The 20,718-nt window shown below is 49.4% G+C and carries 19 protein-coding genes; 13 read left to right on the forward strand and 6 right to left on the reverse strand.

All coding sequences use genetic code 11. The features are described from left to right. The first annotated feature begins 148 nt into the window (after positions 1-148). Positions 149-340 (forward strand): hypothetical protein, encoded by a 192-nt coding sequence (locus tag AB0L18_RS14575; RefSeq protein WP_367388036.1) that lies wholly within the window; start codon positions 149-151, stop codon positions 338-340. 380 nt (positions 341-720) lie between these two features. Here the strand turns inward: AB0L18_RS14575 and hutI are convergent, their stop codons facing one another. The 3 genes from hutI to hutH form a co-directional block, all read right to left on the reverse strand. After that, the gene (hutI, locus tag AB0L18_RS14580; RefSeq protein ID WP_367388037.1) at positions 721-1,947 is read right to left on the reverse strand and encodes an imidazolonepropionase; all 1,227 of its coding nucleotides are present in this window, start codon (positions 1,945-1,947) and stop codon (positions 721-723) included. Between the two features lie 303 nt (positions 1,948-2,250). Next, positions 2,251-4,275 carry a urocanate hydratase gene (locus AB0L18_RS14585; protein ID WP_367388038.1) on the reverse strand — a complete coding sequence of 675 codons (2,025 nt, stop codon included), beginning with the start codon at positions 4,273-4,275 and terminating at the stop codon, positions 2,251-2,253. A gap of 17 nt (positions 4,276-4,292) precedes the next feature. Next, positions 4,293-5,843 carry a histidine ammonia-lyase gene (gene hutH, locus AB0L18_RS14590; protein WP_367388039.1) on the reverse strand — a complete coding sequence of 517 codons (1,551 nt, stop codon included), beginning with the start codon at positions 5,841-5,843 and terminating at the stop codon, positions 4,293-4,295. A gap of 87 nt (positions 5,844-5,930) precedes the next feature. On the opposite strand from hutH, the gene AB0L18_RS14595 reads away from it, so the two are divergent. Together AB0L18_RS14595 and AB0L18_RS14600 are read left to right on the forward strand one after the other, a co-directional pair. Beyond that, positions 5,931-6,824, forward strand: a complete 894-nt coding sequence (locus AB0L18_RS14595; protein WP_367388040.1) for a LysR family transcriptional regulator — start codon at positions 5,931-5,933, stop codon at positions 6,822-6,824. 46 nt (positions 6,825-6,870) lie between these two features. Further along, complete coding sequence (locus AB0L18_RS14600; RefSeq protein WP_367388041.1) at positions 6,871-7,347, forward strand: NUDIX domain-containing protein; 477 nt, start codon at positions 6,871-6,873, stop codon at positions 7,345-7,347. Here the strand turns inward: AB0L18_RS14600 and dcd are convergent. After that, the gene (gene dcd, locus AB0L18_RS14605) at positions 7,344-7,880 is read right to left on the reverse strand and encodes a dCTP deaminase (protein ID WP_367388042.1); all 537 of its coding nucleotides are present in this window, start codon (positions 7,878-7,880) and stop codon (positions 7,344-7,346) included. The two genes, AB0L18_RS14600 and dcd, sit on opposite strands and share 4 nt — an antisense overlap. Before the next feature lie 118 nt (positions 7,881-7,998). On the opposite strand from dcd, the gene AB0L18_RS14610 reads away from it, so the two are divergent. From AB0L18_RS14610 to AB0L18_RS14650, 9 genes are all read left to right on the forward strand, one after another. Beyond that, positions 7,999-8,748, forward strand: coding sequence for a phosphodiester glycosidase family protein (locus tag AB0L18_RS14610; RefSeq protein WP_367388043.1), 750 nt, complete (start codon positions 7,999-8,001; stop codon positions 8,746-8,748). 281 nt (positions 8,749-9,029) lie between these two features. Further along, complete coding sequence (locus AB0L18_RS14615; protein WP_367388044.1) at positions 9,030-10,340, forward strand: DEAD/DEAH box helicase; 1,311 nt, start codon at positions 9,030-9,032, stop codon at positions 10,338-10,340. Positions 10,341-10,423: 83 nt separating this feature from the next. Further along, entirely contained in the window at positions 10,424-10,831 is a 408-nt protein-coding gene (locus AB0L18_RS14620; RefSeq protein WP_367388045.1) for a transposase, read from the forward strand. Further along, positions 10,828-11,829, forward strand: coding sequence for a transposase (locus AB0L18_RS14625; protein WP_367388046.1), 1,002 nt, complete (start codon positions 10,828-10,830; stop codon positions 11,827-11,829). The genes AB0L18_RS14620 and AB0L18_RS14625 overlap by 4 nt, the downstream gene beginning before the upstream one ends. A 375-nt stretch (positions 11,830-12,204) precedes the next feature. Beyond that, a complete protein-coding gene (locus tag AB0L18_RS14630; protein WP_367388047.1) occupies positions 12,205-14,133 on the forward strand; it encodes a prolyl oligopeptidase family serine peptidase in 1,929 nt (642 codons plus the stop codon). Between the two features lie 29 nt (positions 14,134-14,162). After that, positions 14,163-14,603: a VOC family protein gene (locus AB0L18_RS14635; RefSeq protein ID WP_367388048.1), complete on the forward strand. Its 441-nt coding sequence runs from the start codon at positions 14,163-14,165 to the stop codon at positions 14,601-14,603. 73 nt (positions 14,604-14,676) lie between these two features. After that, a complete protein-coding gene (locus AB0L18_RS14640) occupies positions 14,677-15,633 on the forward strand; it encodes an ABC transporter ATP-binding protein (protein WP_367388049.1) in 957 nt (318 codons plus the stop codon). Between the two features lie 77 nt (positions 15,634-15,710). Beyond that, positions 15,711-17,246: an ABC transporter permease/substrate-binding protein gene (locus AB0L18_RS14645; protein ID WP_367388050.1), complete on the forward strand. Its 1,536-nt coding sequence runs from the start codon at positions 15,711-15,713 to the stop codon at positions 17,244-17,246. Between the two features lie 746 nt (positions 17,247-17,992). Next, complete coding sequence (locus AB0L18_RS14650) at positions 17,993-18,943, forward strand: hypothetical protein (protein ID WP_367388051.1); 951 nt, start codon at positions 17,993-17,995, stop codon at positions 18,941-18,943. Between the two features lie 24 nt (positions 18,944-18,967). On the opposite strand, the gene AB0L18_RS14655 is transcribed toward AB0L18_RS14650, so the two are convergent. Then, a complete protein-coding gene (locus AB0L18_RS14655; protein ID WP_367388052.1) occupies positions 18,968-19,237 on the reverse strand; it encodes a T9SS type A sorting domain-containing protein in 270 nt (89 codons plus the stop codon). A 9-nt stretch (positions 19,238-19,246) separates the two neighbouring features. Further along, positions 19,247-19,912 carry a hypothetical protein gene (locus AB0L18_RS14660; protein ID WP_367388053.1) on the reverse strand — a complete coding sequence of 222 codons (666 nt, stop codon included), beginning with the start codon at positions 19,910-19,912 and terminating at the stop codon, positions 19,247-19,249. A 203-nt stretch (positions 19,913-20,115) separates the two neighbouring features. On the opposite strand from AB0L18_RS14660, the gene AB0L18_RS14665 reads away from it, so the two are divergent. After that, positions 20,116-20,673 carry an NUDIX hydrolase gene (locus tag AB0L18_RS14665; protein ID WP_367388054.1) on the forward strand — a complete coding sequence of 186 codons (558 nt, stop codon included), beginning with the start codon at positions 20,116-20,118 and terminating at the stop codon, positions 20,671-20,673. Positions 20,674-20,718 lie beyond the last annotated feature (45 nt).

The following is a 20,718-nucleotide window of genomic DNA, read 5'->3' on the forward strand; positions in this document are numbered from 1 at the left end:
ATAGCGAAAGCCTTTAAAGTAAAAAAGTAATAAAAATTTTGCAACTGATATTAAACAACTGTAATTTTGCAATGTTATTTGGATGATACCCATGAATATTTAAAAACATTTGGAACAAACACTGTTCTAATCTAATTGAATAACGATCATGCTACAGCGATTAAGTAACCCCAAATCCGTTTTTGCGTGGTGGATGGTCTTAGGGCTTCTTTTAGGACTTTATTTTGCCCAACTCATCGGCAGTTTCACCGTTGGTTTACCCATGGGAATTGTACTGAGTTTGCTGGTAGGCAAAGCCACCTATCGCATTAGTCGCGGCCTCACGCGGTCAATGCGATAAAGAACCGATCAGGAAAGTTTCTTACCGAGTTCTTTCCTGTTTCTATCAGATTTTCCGCCGCCGGATGGTGCCTAAGGAACAGCACGAAAATAAAAAGCGATTTTGTTTTTCAAATAGTTGAATAAGCGCTTCATTTAAAGCGTTTTAACTATTTGGAAAACCTGAGAAAAATCGCAGTTTATTTTCTGCGCAATACTAAGTGCATTATCCGGCGGCTTTTTTATGGAGTAATCCCAAGGTCCCTGCGCTTGTTGATGTGGCCTCTCCAAAAGGGGATATGGGAATCCCTTTGATCTGGTACAAAACTAAGCGCATTCAAAATCAATTCAACGCCGCGTCTCTGAACCCTACAACCCTTACACTTTTACACCCTTACACCCTTACACTTTTACCCCCTTCCTCCAAACCCGCTTCGCGGTTAGCCGCCCTTGTTGGTATAAAATTTCGCGATGATCCTTGGTGGGAAAGGCTACAATATCGGCCAGGTAAGTAGGGGCCAATACACCCCGATCGGTGAGACCCAGTGCGCGTGCGGCTCTGTGGGTAATGCCAGCAAAGACCTCGGCGGTGCTCAATTTCTCAAAAGCGGCTAGTATCGAGGCTTGTACTAGCAAGTTCCCTTGTGGAGCGCTTCCCGGGTTCCAGTCGCTCGCGATGGCCATGGCGCAGCCTGCGTCCAGCAAACGTCGGGCTGGAGCCCAGGGACAACCCAGTCCAATGGTTGCTCCTGGCAACACCACGGGAATGGTCGTACTTTGAGCCAATCGCTCTATTTCGGTGGCGTCTGATACCTCCAAGTGGTCCACACTGAGCGCTTCTACGGCTACCGCTACTTCCGAACCACCGGTTGTAAACTGGTCACCATGTACGGTGATTGCAAAACCTTCGGCTTTTAGTGCGCGTAGGTAGCCCAAGGCTTGGGAGGTCGTAAAAGCACTTTGCTCAATAAAAATGTCAAATCGCTTCGCCAAACCTTCTGCCTTGATAAGGGGCACAAGATCGCGGAGAATGGTCTGCAAATATTCATCGGCTGTGCCATCAAAATCCCGAGGCAGCATGTGTGCGGCCAAGCAGGTAGCGATCACGTCGGCTTGGTGGACTTGTCCAGCGTCCTGAATGGCGCGTAGTTGTTTCAACTCTTCTTTGACTGAAAGGCCATAGCCACTCTTTACCTCTACGGTAGTGATACCCTGTTGCAAGAGGTAATCCAGGCGTTCCAGGGTCAAGTTGGTGAGTTGTTCCTTGCTGGCGGCGCGTGTATGCTGTACCGTGCTCCATATACCGCCGCCAGCTTTGGCTATCTCCAGATACGAAACGCCGGCATTTCGTGCGGCAAAGTCCATGGCCCTACTCCCTCCGTAACAGATGTGGGTATGGGCATCCACCAGGCCGGGCATAGCTACCAGGTCTTCCGTGATCTCGTCTACAATGGCATCCGGATGGTCCAGTCGCAATTGGGCAAAAGTGCCTGTTGCCAATACTTTTCCATCTGCGACCAGCACGCCTCCTTCTGCAATTACCTCCATCTGGTCATCACGAATCGCTCCCCTTTCAGGAAGGTTATCCAAAGGTAAAAGCTGACGAAAAGGGCCGATTAACGTAGGCATAATGTAAATTGTGATTGATATTCGACCCTGTCCGACTAGCCAGCGGGCTCCTCTAAGGTCGTATTAATTCTGAAAAAATTGTTCTACCGTTTTATGACTTCTCGAGGCCAAGATGCTCCTTTTCTGATCTTGTGCTCTCGCTGCCCCAATCGTACCAGTGCGATCATACGATTAGGTCGCCTTGCTCCACAAGTCGGAAGTGGTAGATGGGAATTCGGAATTTTTAAAACGCACCCCGCACCCAAAAAGGTGTAAAAGACGGAAAAGTGTAAGTGTAAAGGTTGGCCCATCAACCATCAACCATCAACCATCAACCATCAACCCCTCCAACAACTCATCATCTACCAATTGAGCAAGGGTGACTTTCAGGCCTGGCGTCCTTTCCATCTCTCGCTGGATCGCTTGGATGGAACCTTCGTTTCTAGCCCAGCTTCGACGAGCGATGCCGTTGTTTACATCAAAAAACAGCATCCGCTGTAAGCGCACGGCGGCTGCATCGGAACCATCCAGTAGCATCCCGAAACCCCCATTGATCACCTCGCCCCAACCTACGCCACCACCATTGTGAATGGATACCCAGGTGGCACCCCGGAAGCTGTCACCAATGACGTTGTGAATGGCCATGTCGGCGGTGAATTTACTGCCGTCGTAGATGTTACTGGTTTCCCGATAAGGGGAGTCAGTGCCGCTCACATCGTGGTGGTCACGTCCCAGCACCACGGGGCCGCTAAGCTCACCATTGGCGATCGCCTCGTTGAAGGCCAACGCTATCTTGGCTCTCCCTTCCGCATCAGCGTAAAGAATCCGGGCCTGAGAGCCTACCACCAACTTATTGGTTTTGGCATTTTTTATCCAGTGGATATTATCTGCCAACTGCTGTTGAATTTCTGCGGGAGCAGTCGTTTTTATTTCTTCCAGCACCCTTGCAGCGATGGCATCCGTAAGGTCGAGGTCTTTTGCATTACCGGATGCACAGACCCAACGGAAAGGCCCGAATCCGTAATCAAAACACATGGGGCCCAAAATGTCCTGAACGTAGGAAGGGTACTTGAAGTCGATTCCGTTTTCAGCCATTACCTCGGCACCAGCACGGGAAGCCTCAAGCAGGAAGGCATTGCCATAATCAAAAAAGTAAGTTCCCCGGGCAGTATGTTGATTGACGGCTGTGGCATGCCGCCGCAGGGTTTCTTTAACGGCTACTTCAAAAGCTTCGGGGTCGTTGCGCATCAGCTCGTTGGCTTCTTCAAAGCTGTAACCCAAGGGGTAGTATCCTCCCGACCAGGGGTTGTGCAGCGAAGTCTGATCAGAGCCTAGCTGGATATGGATGTTCTCCGTGTAGAACCGTTCCCAAACCTCAACCACATTGCCAATGTAGGCAAAGGAAACCGTTGCTTTTTCAGCTTGAGCGGTTTTTACTTGCCGCACCAGTTCGTCTATGTCATCAATCAACACATCTACCCAACCTTGCTCATGGCGCTTGGTAGCGGCTTTGGGGTTGACTTCTGCGCAGATGGTGATGCAGCCCACGATGTTACCCGCCTTAGGTTGAGCGCCACTCATGCCTCCGAGGCCAGCCGTCAGGAAAATGTGGCCATGCGGAGTGGCTCCTGCGGGAAGGGTTTTTCTAAAAGCATTCATCACCGTGATGGTCGTACCGTGTACAATTCCCTGTGGGCCGATGTACATGTAAGAGCCAGCGGTCATCTGTCCGTACTGGGTGACACCCAGTGCATTGTAACGTTCCCAATCATCGGGTTTAGAATAGTTGGGAATCATCATGCCGTTGGTGACCACTACACGGGGAGCTTCTGGATGAGAAGGGAAGAGACCCATGGGGTGGCCCGAGTACATGTGCAGGGTTTGGTCGTCCGTCATTTGAGCGAGGTACTGCATGGTGAGCAGGTACTGGGCCCAGTTTTGGAAGACAGCACCGTTGCCGCCGTAGGTGATCAACTCATTGGGGTGCTGCGCCACGGCGGGATCCAGATTGTTTTGGATCATCAGCATGATTGCTGCAGCTTGCTGAGATTTTGCGGGGTATTCGGCTATCGGGCGGGCATACATTTTGTAATCCGGACGGAAGCGGTACATGTAAATACGGCCATATTCTTTCAATTCTTCTGCAAACTCAGGTGCCAAGGTAGCGTGCCAGTCTACGGGAAAGTAACGCAGGGCATTACGAATAGCGAGTTTTTTCTCTTCTGCACTTAGGATATCCTTACGCTTTGGGGCTCGATTGGCATTTGCCGGGTAAGGCTTAGGTGCGGGCAATTCAGCAGGAATTCCTGATAAAATCTGTTGTTGAAAGTTTACGGAAGTAGCTAGCATGAGCTTCAAATTAGGGTTTAAAATTCTTCTAAAAGCGAGGTATAAGTAAAGGTACTTGCCGAGTGATAAGGAGCTGTTGCGGCCAGTAAATCGCCGCGTTGTAAAATACCTATTGCTGCTTCGATGTCTTTGGCAAAGATACGGTCTTCGGTCGCAAAAGGGATTTGCTGGCGGATCGTAGCGTGGGCAGCTTCCAGCACCGGGCTGGAAGTAAGTGGTCGTTGGAAATCCATGGCCTGTGCTGCACAGAGCATCTCTACCGCCAGAATTTTTTCCACATTACCACAAACTTGTAAGGCCTTGCGGGCGCTGATAGAGCCCATACTCACGTGGTCTTCTTGTCCCAGCGAGGTGGGAATACTGTCCGCGCTGGCGGGGAAGCAAAGCGTTTTGTTCTCGCTGGCCAGTGCTGCACTGGTATATTGGACGATCATAAAGCCAGAATTGACACCCGTTTCGGCCAACAAGAGTTTGGGAACTCCTGGCGATTTTCCTTCCAGCGAAAGGTAGGAGCGGCGATCAGAAATGTTACCCAATTCCGACAAGGCAAGGCAGGCATAATCCAAGGGGAGAGCCAGCGGCTGCCCGTGAAAATTGCCTCCACTGATAACTTCCTCTTCTGAAAAAACAATGGGGTTGTCGGTGACCGCATTGATTTCCACCTCCACGGCTTCCTTGAGGTGCAACCACGCTTGTCGCGAAGCACCGTGAACTTGCGGCACACAGCGTAGCGAGTAGGGGTCTTGCACGCGGTCGCAGTTTTTGTGGTCGTCCATGATCGCCGAATCACGCAGGAAGTTGTCCATCCGCTGGGCTACATGTATTGTGCCGGGGTAGGGGCGTACCTGGTGCAGCTTGGGGTTGAAAGGGGAGTTGGAACCTTGCAAGCCTTCTACCATTAAGGCAGCGATCAGATCTGCCTGGGCCAGGCAATTGTGAAAACGCTCTACCAAAAGCACCGCGTGGGCAGCAATAAACTGGGTGCCATTGATGAGGGCCAGACCCGCTTTAGGGCCTAATACCAGTGCTTCTTTGTTGTGCTTAGCCAGGATCTCGGCGGTGGGGTAGCGGCTGCCTTGGTAGAACACTTCTCCCTCCCCCAATAAGGGCAAAAAGAGGTGCGACAAAGGCGCCAGATCACCAGAAGCACCAACAGATCCCTGCTCAGGAACTACGGGGATAATCTCTTCTTCCAATTGCCAAAGCAAGCGATCCAGGACCTCAAGCGCAATGCCGGAATAACCTTGAGATAGCGCATGTATTTTTAAAATCAACATAAGCTTTGCTATCTCCTGATCAATCGGATGGCCTACACCGACACTATGGCTGAGCAGTAGTTTTTTCTGAAGAATAGCAGTATCCTGCTTGGAGATGGTCTGGTTGCAAAGAGGGCCGAATCCGGTGTTGATACCGTAAACGGCCGCTCCTCGTTCTACAACTTGTTCCACAATGCGTTGAGATGCAGCTACCTGTTGGCGGGTATCTGCTGCAAGTGTTGCGCTGAGTTGCCCGCGTGCGATGGCTAGGGCTTTGCCGGCAGTTAATACATCTTTTCCGTAGTGAAACATAAAAGATTAGGTGGTTTTACAAATTCAGAACAAAATTACCAGTGTTTTTAATAACTTACAATTCAATTTTTGTAAGAATCAATAACCTTGAGTAATCAAATTGAGCTTCGCCATTTTCGGTATTTCCTTGCTTTGGCGGAGACATTACATTTTCGGAAGGCTGCGGAGCAACTCTATATCTCTCAGCCGGCACTGAGTAGACAGATCCAGCAGCTAGAGCAGCAGTTGGGGTATCCTTTGTTTGCCAGAAATAATAAACAGGTAGAACTCACTCCTGCGGGGCGGTTTTTGCAAAGCGAATTGGGCTTGGTACTAAAACAGATCAGCAATTTATTGGGCCAGGCTGGCGAGATCAGCAAAGGTGTTTTGGGAAGTATACGCATGGGATACGTAGGTTCGGCCATGCAGAACGTCATTCCGGCGTTATTTGGCCAGTTCAAAACCCACTTGCCTGGCATCCAGTTTTCTTTGCAGGAAATGGACAACAACCAGCAGGTAGAGAGTTTGCTCAGTAGGGAGATTGACCTAGGCTTTGTGCGTTTGCAAAAAGTACCGGCAAGGCTGGCACTTCGTCCTGTTTGGGAAGAGACTTTTTCGTTGGTAGTACCTTTGGATTATCCGCTAACAAAGGAGGGATTTCGGGATTTGAGTACCTTACGCAAAGAGCCGTTTATCTTATTTGAGGAAGATTACAGCCCCAGTTATTACGCCAAGGTGATGAGTATATTTTCGGATAGTGGCTTCACGCCCATCGTTGCACACAAGACCGTACACGCCAATACGATTTACCGCCTGGTGGAGAATGGTTTTGGAATATCTATCGTTCCTACCTCTTTGCAAAAAGGTTACCAGCCTTCGGTTCGGTTTATTGAACTGCCGGAGATCAGTCAGCGGGCTGTCCTTTCCGTCATCTGGAACAAGGAAAACCAGCATCCGGTCTTGCCACAAATACTAGAGATGGTTATCGGTAAAGGTGCCTGATTGCAAGCCGTAAAGACGCAATGCATCGCGTCTCAACATATATAATATGAAAGGATTAAAACGAACAGCAGTCATGGTGGTCTTGCGTTGCGGAACGCAGTTTTTGTTGCTCAAGCGAGCCAACGAACCCAACCGCGGACTTTACGTACCGGTGGGAGGAAAGGTCGACCCCTACGAAGACCCCTACCAAACCGGCTTGCGAGAAGTAGAAGAAGAGACCGGCATCAAGCTGCAACAATTGTGCTACATGGGCTCCTTAGTGGAAACCTCGCCCGTGGAATACAATTGGTGGTGCAGCATTTATATGGCAGATATTCCGTGGCAGGAAGCTCCACCCTGCGATGAAGGGGAGCTGGAATGGATAGACTTTTCCGCTTTGGAAACACTGGCAACCCCAGCTACCGACTGGCACATCTATCAATACATGGCCCGTGAACAAGCCTTCGCCATGCGGGCCATGTATGACGAAAATCTACAGCTGACCTTTATGGAAGAGGAGATAGAGGGGAAGATTTTGGTTTAAAACTTATTCTTCCACATCATACTCTCCACGGGTTTGATGGTACGGGTGTTGTATTTAGCGTTGTCTTTTTTGTTGTAGTAATTTTCGATATCGCCGTCGACCATGAAGTAAATCAGCTGACCTATCGGCATTCCTGCGTAAACCCTTACCGGGTGGGTACAGGAGATTTCGAGGGTCCAGGTATTGCAAAAACCTACGTCGCCCTTGCCAGCTGTGGCGTGGATATCGATGCCTAGGCGGCCTACACTGCTCTTGCCTTCGAGGAAAGGGACGGTAGCGTGGGTTTCGGTATATTCGAGCGTGACGCCAAGGTAGAGGGTGTTGGGGTGGAGTACAAAACCTTCTTCGGGGATCTCAAAGTGCTCGATTTCGTTGTGCTTTTTTGCGTCGAGGATATGATCTTTGTAGTGAGCCAACCACTTGCCGAGGTGCACGTCGTAGGAGTTGGTACCCAAGCAGCTACGGTCGAAGGGTTCGATGACAATTTCTCCGTTGTCAATGGCTTCCAGTATCTTGATATCGCTGAGAATCATAGCTAGTATACAATTTGACGGGCGAAGATAGGGAATTGGGTTTAGTGTAGGTATAAATTGAACTAAGCAATGTACCCTTCACTTGGGATGTCGATTCAAAATGTGATAAAATAAAGCCATGAGAAAAAACAAAATAATCGGACTTGTTTTAATACTGATAGCCCTAGCAATCATTGCAATAAGTTGGTCTAGTTCAAAAGATACATCTGCTCCTAAACCCATTGATGATCCGCAAATATTGAGCTATGTAATAGACTTGGAAGAAGACCCATTGGTCTTTTATTCCACCGATGAATCGGGCGAATATTTCGAGAATCATGGCCGCCTGAAACAGTGGCTTGCCGAGAAGAATAAAAAATTAATTTTTGCCATGAATGGCGGAATGTACCTGCCTGACCTGTCGCCACAGGGCTTGTATATAGAAGACGGTATCAAGAAAAAGCAGATAGACCGACAGCATAAAGGTTATGGCAATTTCTACCTGTATCCTAATGGAATCTTTTACATCACGGACGACCATCGCGCTTTTGTAGTAAGCACCGAAAACTACGTGGAAAAAGAAAACCACAGGTACGCCACCCAATCGGGGCCAATGCTGTTGGTCAACGGAGAGATTCATCCAAAATTTAACGAGGGGTCTACCAATCTCCACATCAGGAACGGGGTAGGGGTTTTGCCCACTGGGCAAGTGTTATTTGCGATGTCTAAAGAGAAGATCAATTTTTTCCATTTCGCCCAATTCTTCCAGAAACATGGTTGTCAAAATGCGTTGTACCTCGACGGGTTTGTCTCTCGCACCTACCTGCCTGGTAAAAATTGGGTGCAAGAAGATGGGAGGTACGGAATCATTATCGCTCAGGTAGAGTGATCGTATGATCGTATTGGTACGATTGGGGGTATTTACTAAGTCGGAGTTGGGAAGTGGGAAGTCGGAATTATTTGGTTCGCCTAGAGACGAGCTCTCCTCTTGGTTTTCGTGTGTTCCGCTACTTCCGACTTCCTCCCGAATCCTCGGGATCTGACTTCCGACTTTGACGCTCATCGTATGATCGCACTGGTACGATTACCTTCGCACCCCGCCGCAACCTCAAAGATTAAGTTTTTGACCCTAAATGCTTGAATACAAAAAGGTACCACTAACTTTGCACCATGATAAGTCCATTGAAGAACAAGGAGCAGATACTAGCGAAGCTGGGGATCACGGAATTGAACACCATGCAAGAGGAGGCCCAGCTGGCCATTGAGCATGCTAACGACCTGGTCTTGCTATCCCCGACGGGGAGTGGTAAGACATTGGCGTTTTTGCTGCCGCTGATCGGCATGTTGAACCCTGAAAGCGAAGAGGTACAGGCGCTGATTTTGGTGCCTTCCCGAGAACTGGCGATCCAGATTGAGCAGGTGGCCCGCGAAATGGGGACGGGCTACAAGACCAATGCCGTTTACGGTGGTCGCCCCATTGCCAAAGATCGGGCGGAATTGCAAAAGCTGCCGGCGATCTTGATCGGTACGCCGGGGCGGGTGGCCGATCATTTGCGGCGACGTAGCTTCCGTACCAAAGAACTCCACTACCTGGTATTGGACGAATTTGACAAATCACTTGAGGTGGGCTTTGAGGAAGAGATGAGTGAGATTGTGAATTTGCTTTCGCATCTCAAGAAGCGCATCCTCACTTCGGCAACTCCGGCCGTAGAGATTCCTGATTTTATTCAGCTGAATAAGCCCGCAAAGATAGATTTTCTGGGAGATGGGGTCGTAAATCTGGACATCAGGAGCATCATCTCGCCGACCAAAGACAAGCTCCAGACGCTGGGTGCAGCACTCCGCCACCTGGGCAAGCAGCCAGGGATCATTTTCTGCAATTACAAGGCCAGCATTGATCGTGTTAGTGAATATTTGAATGAGTTGGGGGTCCCCCACGCCCTTTTTCACGGCGGCTTGGAGCAACGGGATCGCGAACGCTCGCTGATCAAATTCCGTAATGGCAGTCATCAGCTGCTGCTAGCGACGGACCTCGCTGCGCGTGGTATTGATGTGCCGGAGATCAAGTTCATCATCCATTACCATCTGCCGCACCGGGCGGAAGAATTTACCCACCGGAATGGTCGTACCGCCCGGATGCACAAGGAAGGTACCGCCTACGTACTTCACTGGGAAGGCGAAGAACTACCTGACTTCATCGGCGAGCTGCCTGAGCAAATCCTCAACGAAGCCCCGCTGCCCGAAGCGGTAGACTGGACAACTGTATTCGTTTCCGGTGGCCGTGGCGATAAAATCTCTAAAGGCGACATCGCCGGCTTTTTCTTCAAGCAGGGCCGGATGCCCAAAGATTGCGTCGGTAACATTGAGCTGAAACAAGATTGTGCCTTCGTGGCCGTCCGCCGCAACAAACTCAAACAACTGATCGAACTGACCGACAACACCCACCTAAAGAAACGGAAGGTGAGGGTGTATGAGGTGTAGGGGAAGTTGGAAGTGTTTGAAGGTTGGTTGATTGTTGATTGTTGACTATCCCTGAAATACGTTGACAACAAATTTAGTTAAAAATGAAGTCAACGAATAAGGTTAATCGGCCCAAAAGGCGTCGTAATTACAGTGAAACCTTTAAAAAAGCGCGAGTTAAGGACTACGAAGAAGGTACCTTTAGCGTGGCCCAGATGGGTCGTTTATACAGCATCCATGTAAATATTCTGTACCGCTGGATAAGTAAGTACAGCGCGTACGATCAACAAAAAGCGATAATAGTGGAAGTACCAAATTCCCAGACGGAGAAGGTTAAATTGCTGGAAAAGCGGGTGGCTGAACTAGAACGTTCTCTAGGTCAAAAACAAATTAAATTGGACTACTATGAGAGCTTTATAGAGGAGCTTCGTGAAGCAGGAATAGATGTTGAAAAAAAAAGTGGTTTTACGACTCCCTTGTCCGGCTCTTGTCGAAATACAGATCAGAAATGAAGAGTCCAAGTAATGAACAAGTATATACTGCACTAGGTACTTCGCGTCAATCGCTGTCGCAATATTTACGTCGGCGAGCGGATTATCAGGACGGGGTGTATTCAGCGGAAGCAATGCTGTTGACACACCGTGCAGATCACGGAGGTTTGGGTCTTGAAAAGGCCTACTATATGATCCAGCCAGAAGGACTAGGTCGCGATGCATTTATTCGAGAGATGACTCTATTGGGTCATTCGCTGGAACGAAAAAGGAGCTACATTAGAACTACGAAGAGTGGTGGTTTACGGTATCCTAATTTAGTTAAGTTGCTTACTATCATAGGTTTAAACCGAGTTTGGCAATCGGATACGACTTACTATCGCCTAGAGGACAAGTATTACTATCTGACGTTTATCATAGATGTGTATTCCCGGCTTATAGTGGGCTATAGCGTAAGTGATAACCTCCGAGCTAGAGCAAACATAGAGGCTCTGAAAATGGCCTTGCGGTTGCGTCGTGGTATGGATTTGAGTGAACTGATCTTCCACAGTGACGGGGGCTCCCAGTATCGCAGCAATGACTTTATAGAAGTATTGAGATCACGAGGAATCAGCTCTAGCATGTGCATTACAGCATTGGACAATGCGTACGCAGAGAAGCTCAATGATGTGATCAAGAATGAATACCTTGAGCACTGGCCAATCAGAGATTATAGAGCACTGAGAAGGTACGTGAAGAGGGCTGTAGAGAACTACAACAAAGTGCGTCACCATAGTCAGTTACCGCTGCGAATTGCACCTTTGGGATTTGAATGTTATCTTGAGGAGAGTAAGGGGCAAAGACCACCATCGTTGTTGATACGAGACGGCGAAGCAAAAGAGTTGGAATACCAGCCAATGGCGGCTCAGAATCTGACTTATCCCAGTAGCGGAGCTTTTGATGGGACAAGTCAGATTCTGCCCGCATTTGTTAAGCTTGGTTTGCCAAAAGAAGATGGACAACTAGCACTCAGCTTTTAAGTAGAATGATTGATAAACCTGTCAACGTTATTTAGGGAAGGTCATGTTGACACCATCAACGATCAACCACCAACCATCAAACTTTGGCAAAATTCCCACCTCCCACTTCCGACATCCAAAACGCGTGAGCTGCCTGGCGGGGCTGCCCACAGGGCGGAGACCGACCAGCGGGAGGGCCGAGCGATAGCGAGCCCAGAAGGGAGCGACCCCGCCGCCAAACCTGGTAGAGACGTCGCACCGCTACGTCTCCCAACCCAGCCGCAAAACCACCCCGATGAGTAGAAAAGGCGGGGGCACGCCCAAAAAAAAGAAGAGAATTCACTAATTATCGTGCAAGAGCGTGAAAAGGTCAATGAAAAATTTTTTCTTTACGTGATGAAGGAAACTAGCACTACTACGTCCCCACTACCTGGCGATACAGATTTGCCCAGCAATGAGGAGGAGATCGCCGCACTTTCGACCCACCTTCCCGCTACGTTGAAGTATGCGGTGGAGGACTTTTTTCGGTTGCCGGAACAAACGGCTTTTCAACTGTCGCCCGACGGGAAATACCTGGCCTATTTGGCACCTTATGAACGGCGAAACAATATTCACGTACGCCTCCTGGGCGAAGATCAGGCAGTACGCATCACCCACGAAACGGACCGCAGTATAGGCAGCTTTTTTTGGGCCAGTGACCAACGGATTGTCTTTGTGAAAGACAGTGGCGGTAACGAAAATTACCAGCTTTTTGCGGTGGATAAAGATGGTGCTAATCCCCGTGATCTGACGCCATTTCCTGAAGTGACTATCCAGATCATTGATGACCTTTACGACGATGAAAATGAGCTCATCATTGGACTGAATAAAAACAATCCTCAGCTTTTCGAGCCTTACCGCATCAATATCCACACTGGTGAAATGAAGCAGTTGGCGGAAAATGTGGATCCCCTGCAACCGATCGTTCAGTGGCTGACGGATCATGAAGGCCGCTTGCGGGTGGCCATTCGTATGGTGGGCGGGGTAAACGAACAACTCTTGTACCGCCGCAAAGAAGAAGATGCTTTTGAGGTAGTGAGTGAAACGAGTTTCCGCGAGAGTTTAAGCCCCCTCTTTTTTGATTTTGATAATGGCGATGTCATCTTTTGTGCTTCCAACCTCAAGCGTGACAAAATGGCTATCGTGAAATTTGATCTCGCCGCAGGCAAGGAAGTCGGCGAACCGATCTTTGCTCATCTGGAAGTGGATGTGAGTAGCTTGCATTATTCGCGCCGCCACAAGGTACTGACCGAGGTGAGCTATACCACCTGGAAGCAGCAGCACCATTTCTTTGACGAGGACCGCCGCGTCCGTTATGAATCCTGGCGTAAAGCCTTGGGGAATTACGAGATAGTAGTGGTAAGTAAGGACAAAGCTGAAGAGCGTTTTTTGCTCCGTACTTACAGCGATCGCTCTTTGGGTGCTTATTATTACTACGATGGCACCTTGGAAGAACCCCAATTGGTGACCCAAGTAAGCCCCTGGATGAAGGAAGAGGACATGGCCCCAATGCAGCCGGTGACCTACCAAAGTCGCGACGGGTTGTCCATACAGGGTTACCTGACTTTGCCGTTGGGGCATACGGGAGAGGAGCCACTACCGGTGGTGATCAATCCTCACGGTGGGCCTTGGGTACGTGATAGCTGGGGCTACAACCCGGAGGCGCAACTGCTGGCGGGCTGTGGATACGCGGTGTTTCAGATGAACTACCGGGCGAGTACTGGCTATGGCCGTGCTTTTTGGGAGGGCGGCTTCAAGCAGTGGGGCCTGACTATGCAAGACGATATCACCGACGGTGTAAACTGGCTGATCGCCGAAGGTATTGCCGACCCCAACAAAGTGGCCATCTACGGCGGTAGCTACGGGGGCTATGCTACGCTGGCGGGCATTGCGTTTACGCCAGATTTGTATACTTGTGCCATTGATTATGTAGGAGTGAGCAACCTGTTTACTTTTATGCAAACGATTCCACCCTATTGGAAGCCTTACCTGGATATGCTCTACGCTATGGTGGGCCACCCAGAGGAAGACGAAGAACAGATGAGGGCTACTTCTCCGGTCTTTCATGTCGACAAAATCCGTACGCCACTGTTCGTTGCACAGGGAGCCAATGACCCTCGGGTAAACATTGATGAATCGGACCAGATTGTAAAGCAGCTACGATCGCGCGGCATAGAAGTGCCCTATTTGGTGAAATACAACGAGGGGCACGGCTTTCAAAATGAGGAAAATCGCTTTGAGTTTTACCGGGCGATGCTGGGCTTTTTGGGGAAGTATTTGGGGTAGTATTTGAAAACAACTAAAAAATCAAAATCATGGCATTGATTAATCCTCACATCAACTTTAACGGGAATGCAGAAGAAGCATTCAATTTTTACAAATCAGTATTTGGCGGCGAGTTTGCAATGATCATGCGCTTCAAAGATATGTCAAGTCCGGGAGTTTCGATAGCAGAAAGTGAAGCGAATAAAATAATGCATATAGCCTTGCCTATTGGCAAAAACGTTTTGATGGGCAATGACGTTCCAGAAATCATGGGGCTGGTAAATGAAAATGAAAACAGGTCTAAAATTGCCATCAGCGCAGAAAGTCGGGAAGAAGCGGATAAGTTATTTAATGGCCTTTCAGCGGGCGGAAATATTGAAGTGCCGATTAGCGATAGTCCTTGGGGCTCCTATTTTGGGATGTTTAGAGATAAGTATGGTATAGAATGGATGGTAGACTTTGACCCAAAGTATAAGGGGCAAACTAGCTAAACAAAATCAGGAATGCTCAATACGGTCTATTTCATTTGTCAAGGACTTCAAACCTTTTTAGTATTTTGCTTTAATGATTGAAGTACAAGGACTAAGTAAGGTGTTTGGAGCAACCACTGTCGTAGATGACCTCTCGTTGCGGGTAGAAGTAGGAGAAACACTGGCATTATTAGGCACCAGCGGGAGTGGCAAGACTACGACCTTGAAGATGCTCAATCGCTTGATTGAGCCTAGTGCGGGCAAAATATTTCTAAATGGAGAAGAAGTACACCGTTTGCCGCTGGAACAGATGCGCCGACGTATGGGGTATGTCATCCAGGATGTAGGTTTGTTTCCGCATTATACCATTGCTGAAAATATAGCGGTCGTTCCTCGCTTGCTCAAGTGGCCCGAAGCACGTATTCAGGCACGCATTCAATTACTACTGGAACGGTTGGGTTTGGCTCCTGATTTTTTCCTATCTCGCTATCCACACGAACTCAGCGGTGGGCAACAGCAACGCGTTGGTATTGCCCGGGCGCTGGCTGCCGAACCTCCCGTGTTATTAATGGATGAACCTTTTAGTGCGTTGGATCCGATCACTCGTCAGGAATTGCGCCGGGATTTTCGAGAACTGGAAGCCTTTCAGCAGCAGACCGTCGTGTTGGTCACCCACGATGTGATGGAGGCTTTTGAATTGGCCGACCGGATCTGTCTTTTAGACCAAGGGCAAATGCAGCAAATGGGCAGTCCAAGGGAGTTGCTTTTTCAACCCACCAATGATTTTGTCCGCAACTTTTTTGCAGCTCAACGTCTGGGGCTGGCGTATCGGGTACTCACGGTTGATGATCTTCAGGAGCTGGATGACACACCTCCTCCGGCAGATCGTCAGCAGATAGAGTTCTCTGCTACTATGCCTTTACAAGAAGTATTGGATCAGTTGTTGGCACCAGGTTCTACCGGCAGGGTAGGAGTCAATAATGCAGGCCAGTGGTTTTCGCCCGCGCAGCTTACGCAAACAGCAGCTGCCTTTTTGCAGAATGCATTTTAGCGTAAAAGGTATTTAGTAGAGGGTGTAGAGACATTGGAAAATCTAAAGTTGGCGGACGATATATCAAACCAGGTTAGATGACTTTTTTAAACTTTTTGCAGGAGAATAGCGACAAGCTACTGGAGTTGAGTCTAGAACACCTGGGGCTAACCCTGTTGTCGTTGTTACTAGCTTGTATGATAGCTATCCCTGCGGGCATCTGGATTGCCCGCCGCAAGGCTTGGTCGCGCTGGGTACTTGGGGCGGCGGGAATTTTACAAACCATTCCCAGCATCGCCTTGCTGGGGAGCCTGATTCCTTTGCTAGGGATTGGGGTCAAACCCGCCATTTTTGCCCTGCTTTTGTACGCTATTCTGCCCATTTTGCGAAATACCTTCACTGGGCTTCAGGGCGTCGACCCGGCGGTGCGTGAAGCCGCTGCCGGGATGGGCATGACCCCGTGGCAAATGCTTAGGCAAGTAGAGCTGCCACTGGCGATGCCGGTAATATTAGCCGGAGTGCGCACGGCAGCGGTCATCAATGTGGGCGTGGCAACGCTGGCAGCCTACATCGGTGCGGGTGGATTGGGGGAGTACATCTTTGGTGGTATTGCGCTCAATAACAACCAGATGATATTGGCTGGTGCCTTGCCCGCGGCACTATTGGCCGTGTTGTTCGATCAGGGATTGGCCTTACTGAGCAGGAAACGCCAACAACGACCTTCGGCGCTGCTATTGTTGATCCCTCTTTTGGGATGGATGGCCTGGCGGGGCCCGGCGAATAAGGAGCTACTAGCCGCCGCCTTTGACCCCGAGTTTTCGGAGCGAGCCGATGGACTGCCCAGTATTGAGGAGCAGTATCCAGGTCTGGCTTTTAATACACTGATCCTGAATGCCGGCTTGTTGTACCGCGCAGTCGCCGAGAGCGAAGTAGATATCATCAGCGGTTATTCGACCGATGGTCGGGTAAAAGCTTATAATCTCAAGGTGTTGGAAGATGATCAGCACGCTTTTCCGCCTTACGAGTGCGCTATTTTACTGAACGCCAATACGGCCGATCAGTACCCGGAATTAAGACCCACCATCGAGTTGTTGAGCGCCAAAATCAGCGACAGCCTCATGACACGCCTCAACTACGAAGTCGATCACCTGCACCGATCCGTGAGTGAAGTCGCCACCGATTTCTTGCGTCAGCAAAACTTGTGGCAAGCGCCTGAAGGAGCGCGCAAGGGCGAAATCCTGATCGGTTCCAAGCTTTTCACGGAGCAGTACCTGCTGGTAGAGATTTTTCGTCAACTCATTGAGGGTCACACCAGCATTGGCGTGATCGCAAAACCGGGGCTCGGAGGCACCAAAATTTGCTACGACGCCCTGCGCACTGGCGAGATCGATCTTTATCCAGAATATACTGGTACGGGGTTTCAGGTGTTACTACAACCTGCCGATAGCATCCGCGAAGCCATCTTCACCGATGCCGACGCAGTGTATGTCTACGTAAAGGAAAACTGCCAGCAAAGGGATGGCGTACTGTGGCTCCCTCCACTGGGGTTCAATAACACCTATGCTTTGATGACCAGATCCGAATTGGCGGAGGAGAAGGGGTGGGAGCGGGTTAGTGACTTGCTAAAAGATTGATAGACAAAGTAGTGGGCAGTGATGGTGATTGGTGCGCCGGGATACAAGGGCCCCAAGTGGAGGGCCCACCCTCCTGCCAGATCGCCAATGCCGCCCCAGGCCATACGACCATACAGGGCGTGCGTCTATCTCTGCTGCCGGAGCGGCAACAGCCAAGCAATACGCAAAAAAACAACCGCTGAATGCCCCACGACAAACTGGGGGTAGAGACCTTCGATGTTCTTAGTGGTTGTCAAGTCACTAAGAGGGGTAAATTTAGTAAAATTCTTTAATGAAACAAATTAGGTTGCATTTTTTTTAAAAACACTTTTTGTTTGCTAGGGGTGGTGTCTTTGAAATAAGATTGTACAAATAAATGCTTCACGGGAACTTTCTCGTTCTTTCCCACTGTTAGAGTAGCCAGTCACAAAAAACAAGCTGCCATGTTCTGTCTCCATAACCTAATAATTCCCAGCATGCTCATTGCGGAGCTGGCGGTAGGTACTCGCCTTGGATGACGAATGCCAAAATACTGGTAGGCTCCTCACTTCTCTGCAGGAGCGTTTTCAATTAAGTTTTTAGCTAAACCCGGCACTAAGTGGTTTGGGAATATTATCGCAACGTCATTTTTTGCTCTGACAAGGCGAAAAACGTAGGCGAAGCCTAAGCTTCGGCGTCCCGAAGTCTCGGGATTAACGCAGTCAGAGCAAAAAAGGACAAGTGAGAATGTCCCAGACCACTTAGTAACGGGTTTAAACATTACGGTTATGGATCGTTCTTCTTTAGACTTCCTCCTGGAAGTGCTGGAAGGGCAGCGTCGTGTATTTTATTACGCCAAAGATGAATACGCTCGCTACCTTATAGAAAGACAAACTTTACCTGCTGCCCAAAAGATCAAAACGATTGCCAACGGTCGTTGGGGGCGTTTATTGGAGCGGCCGCTGCTGAAAGATGCACTTGGCCAGTGGGGTGATGGCATGCTCGATTTCGATCGCTTGCAGCTGCTGCGGTCGGTTGACCCACTTTCCTTTCGGCTGAGTTTTGGCCAGTGGGGCCAGCAGCGTCACTTTTCCCAAAATTGGGCACAAACCTCGCGCCCGGGCTACAACCTGGTGCTACAACTCAACTTTGCCAGCGACCACAATCGTGCCTACCAGCAACTGATAGATGGTCGTCAGCGCCATCCTTTCAAGTACTGGGCACACCCGAGTCGGGCCGCTGGCAACGACTTCACGCTTGCTTGGGCGCGTATCGACCTCAGCGAAAACCTCGATGAAGCCCTCATTGAGGAGGTACAGACCGACTGGTGGAAAGCCGCCAACGAGGAGGTCATCGAACGCCGCCATCGCAAGCGCGATGCCAACGGCAATTGGATGGAATGGACCACCAAACGCAGTCGCCATAGCCTGGAACTGGAGCAGTATGAACACTACCTCCAGCAGGTACTCAAAGCCTACGGTGAGGTGTGGGCGGAAGCCATGCTAACGGCTACCTTACGCTTCTTGTGGGAAGAAATCGGGGTTAGCCGCATCTTCTACCATACCTACGACGCGGGCTGCATCCTCAAAAACTGTAAACCGCCGAAGTCGCTGTACACCCAGTTGCCCAAGCGTTTCTGCTTTGAAAAAACCACGGCTGTCCCTAATTTTCTCGAAAAGCGCGTGAAAAAGCTGTTTCCAAAGCCGGATAGCAAGCCTGCGTTTTGGTTGCTCCAGTAGAAGTATCTTGTTGTTGGCACCCTACTAGCGAATTATTTGCACAGGCAGGTTTTGACTACTGCTGTTCGTTACCAGCTGAAGGTAGTACAAACCTGGAGCTAGTTGTGTCGGCAACAAAAGCTGATGACTGCCGGTATGGTTTATTGGCCATTGTTGGCCGTTGGCGCTTATAAGTCGGGCACTCTTAATGCTGTCACCACGGTTATCTACACCCTCAAGTGTGAGGTATTTTCCAACCGAGACTGGATTAGGATATAAAGAGATACTACCTTCTTCTGTCTGTTTTACGGTCACCAGCCCTAGCTAGGCAAAGGTGCCGTCCAGATCATACTGAGATAAACGGTAGTAATGTTGCCCTTTGCTAGCCGGGTAGTCCAAGTATTGGTAGTATTGCTCTACATGGCTATCTCCCTTGCTTTGTAAGGTAGCGAGGGTTGTGAATTGCGTACCATTGCTGCTGTATTCCAACAAGAAAAAATCGTTGCTGGTTTCGCTGGCGGTCGTCCAGTTGAGCAGTATGACATTTTCCTTTAAGCTTGCCTCAAAAGACAAGAGCTCTACGGGTAAGAATGCCAATACCTGAGCTAGTGTCGTACAAGTGGTGCAGTTTTGAATGGCATTGTTGAATACATCTCTGCCGCTGGAGTTAGTGAAAGTAGTACCATCAACATTCAAGGTCACCGATCCGTTGCCTACAAACACGGTTGAAGTATTGATCAGTGTACCTCCTGGCAAAGTCAGGTTTTTGTTGTTCATGTCAATGGTTTTCCCTCGCAAGTCAGTGATGGCCGTAACTACCACACTACCGCTTCCCGTACCCGAAAGGGTAATTTTGGAAATGGCATTGTCATTTGCACAAGTCACAAATTGGGTGGCGTTTGTTGCATTGCAGTTGGTAGCTTGAGCAGCGACTGTCGTGCTTACCGCCAGGAAAGTCAGGAGCGCGATAATTGTTGTGAAATACTTCATGAGCTTTAATTGAAACATAGGGAGAAATTGAATAAATCGACCTTCTGACGGAGATCGTCATTTGTAGTAACATTTTTTTAATGTATATTTTTGAAGGAATAATAAGATCGGTACATCTCGAATGAAGTGTTTAGACAAAAGCCCAAATTACTTTAATATCGGTCTACCTTTGATGGACTTGGTAGTTCAAAAAAAACAGGAATATGGCGCAAGAAAACACTCCCCTACGTTGGCATCGGACCCGTTCTGAGGCTGGCCCTGATCTCAAATTATTTAAGGTGCGTTTCGACTGGTTGATCAATCCGCGGAATGGACATGAAGAAAAAATGATCTTGCTTGAAGGGGGGAGTTCCGTTCAGGTCGTTGCTACTACACCTGAGGGGCACATCCTATTGGTGCAGCAATACCGCTTTGGCGTCCGGCAGTACCTCTACGAGTTGCCAGGCGGACTAATCGACGCTGGAGAAGATCCCCTCACTGCTGCGCGCCGAGAACTGCTCGAAGAAACGGGCTATCAGGCTTCTAGCTGGGCCTCGCTGGGCAGCCATGCTTCTAATCCGGCTTTTATGGAGGGCATTGTTCACCATTTTTCAGCCCATAATGTCACATTGGCTGGCGCGCCTCAAATGGATGACGGGGAAGATATTCTACTCATAGCCATGCCGCGCGAAGAAGTGAAACAACGCCTACTCACAGGTGGGTTTCAGCACCCTCATACCGTTTGTGCGTTGGTGGCTTTCTTCGCGGAAGACTTTCGCTGATTTTTTAGCCGCTGAGGCGCGGAATTTTTTATACACGGAGGTGCC

This window comes from Lewinella sp. LCG006 (assembly GCF_040784935.1).
GTDB lineage: Bacteria > Bacteroidota > Bacteroidia > Chitinophagales > Saprospiraceae > Lewinella.

Bases quoted from the DNA above. Each gene is read 5' to 3' on its own strand.
- AB0L18_RS14615 (WP_367388044.1), top strand. From the start codon at position 9,030: ATGATAAGTCCATTGAAGAACAAGGAGCAGATACTAGCGAAGCTGGGG.
- AB0L18_RS14640 (WP_367388049.1), top strand. From the start codon at position 14,677: ATGATTGAAGTACAAGGACTAAGTAAGGTGTTTGGAGCAACCACTGTC.
- hutH (WP_367388039.1), bottom strand. From the start codon at position 5,843: ATGTTTCACTACGGAAAAGATGTATTAACTGCCGGCAAAGCCCTAGCC.
- AB0L18_RS14665 (WP_367388054.1), top strand. From the start codon at position 20,116: ATGGCGCAAGAAAACACTCCCCTACGTTGGCATCGGACCCGTTCTGAG.
- AB0L18_RS14610 (WP_367388043.1), top strand. From the start codon at position 7,999: ATGAGAAAAAACAAAATAATCGGACTTGTTTTAATACTGATAGCCCTA.
- AB0L18_RS14600 (WP_367388041.1), top strand. From the start codon at position 6,871: ATGAAAGGATTAAAACGAACAGCAGTCATGGTGGTCTTGCGTTGCGGA.
- hutI (WP_367388037.1), bottom strand. From the start codon at position 1,947: ATGCCTACGTTAATCGGCCCTTTTCGTCAGCTTTTACCTTTGGATAAC.
- AB0L18_RS14635 (WP_367388048.1), top strand. From the start codon at position 14,163: ATGGCATTGATTAATCCTCACATCAACTTTAACGGGAATGCAGAAGAA.
- AB0L18_RS14575 (WP_367388036.1), top strand. From the start codon at position 149: ATGCTACAGCGATTAAGTAACCCCAAATCCGTTTTTGCGTGGTGGATG.
- AB0L18_RS14650 (WP_367388051.1), top strand. From the start codon at position 17,993: ATGGATCGTTCTTCTTTAGACTTCCTCCTGGAAGTGCTGGAAGGGCAG.
- AB0L18_RS14660 (WP_367388053.1), bottom strand. From the start codon at position 19,912: ATGAAGTATTTCACAACAATTATCGCGCTCCTGACTTTCCTGGCGGTA.
- AB0L18_RS14620 (WP_367388045.1), top strand. From the start codon at position 10,424: ATGAAGTCAACGAATAAGGTTAATCGGCCCAAAAGGCGTCGTAATTAC.
- AB0L18_RS14630 (WP_367388047.1), top strand. From the start codon at position 12,205: ATGAAGGAAACTAGCACTACTACGTCCCCACTACCTGGCGATACAGAT.
- dcd (WP_367388042.1), bottom strand. From the start codon at position 7,880: ATGATTCTCAGCGATATCAAGATACTGGAAGCCATTGACAACGGAGAA.
- AB0L18_RS14645 (WP_367388050.1), top strand. From the start codon at position 15,711: ATGACTTTTTTAAACTTTTTGCAGGAGAATAGCGACAAGCTACTGGAG.
- AB0L18_RS14585 (WP_367388038.1), bottom strand. From the start codon at position 4,275: ATGCTAGCTACTTCCGTAAACTTTCAACAACAGATTTTATCAGGAATT.
- AB0L18_RS14625 (WP_367388046.1), top strand. From the start codon at position 10,828: ATGAAGAGTCCAAGTAATGAACAAGTATATACTGCACTAGGTACTTCG.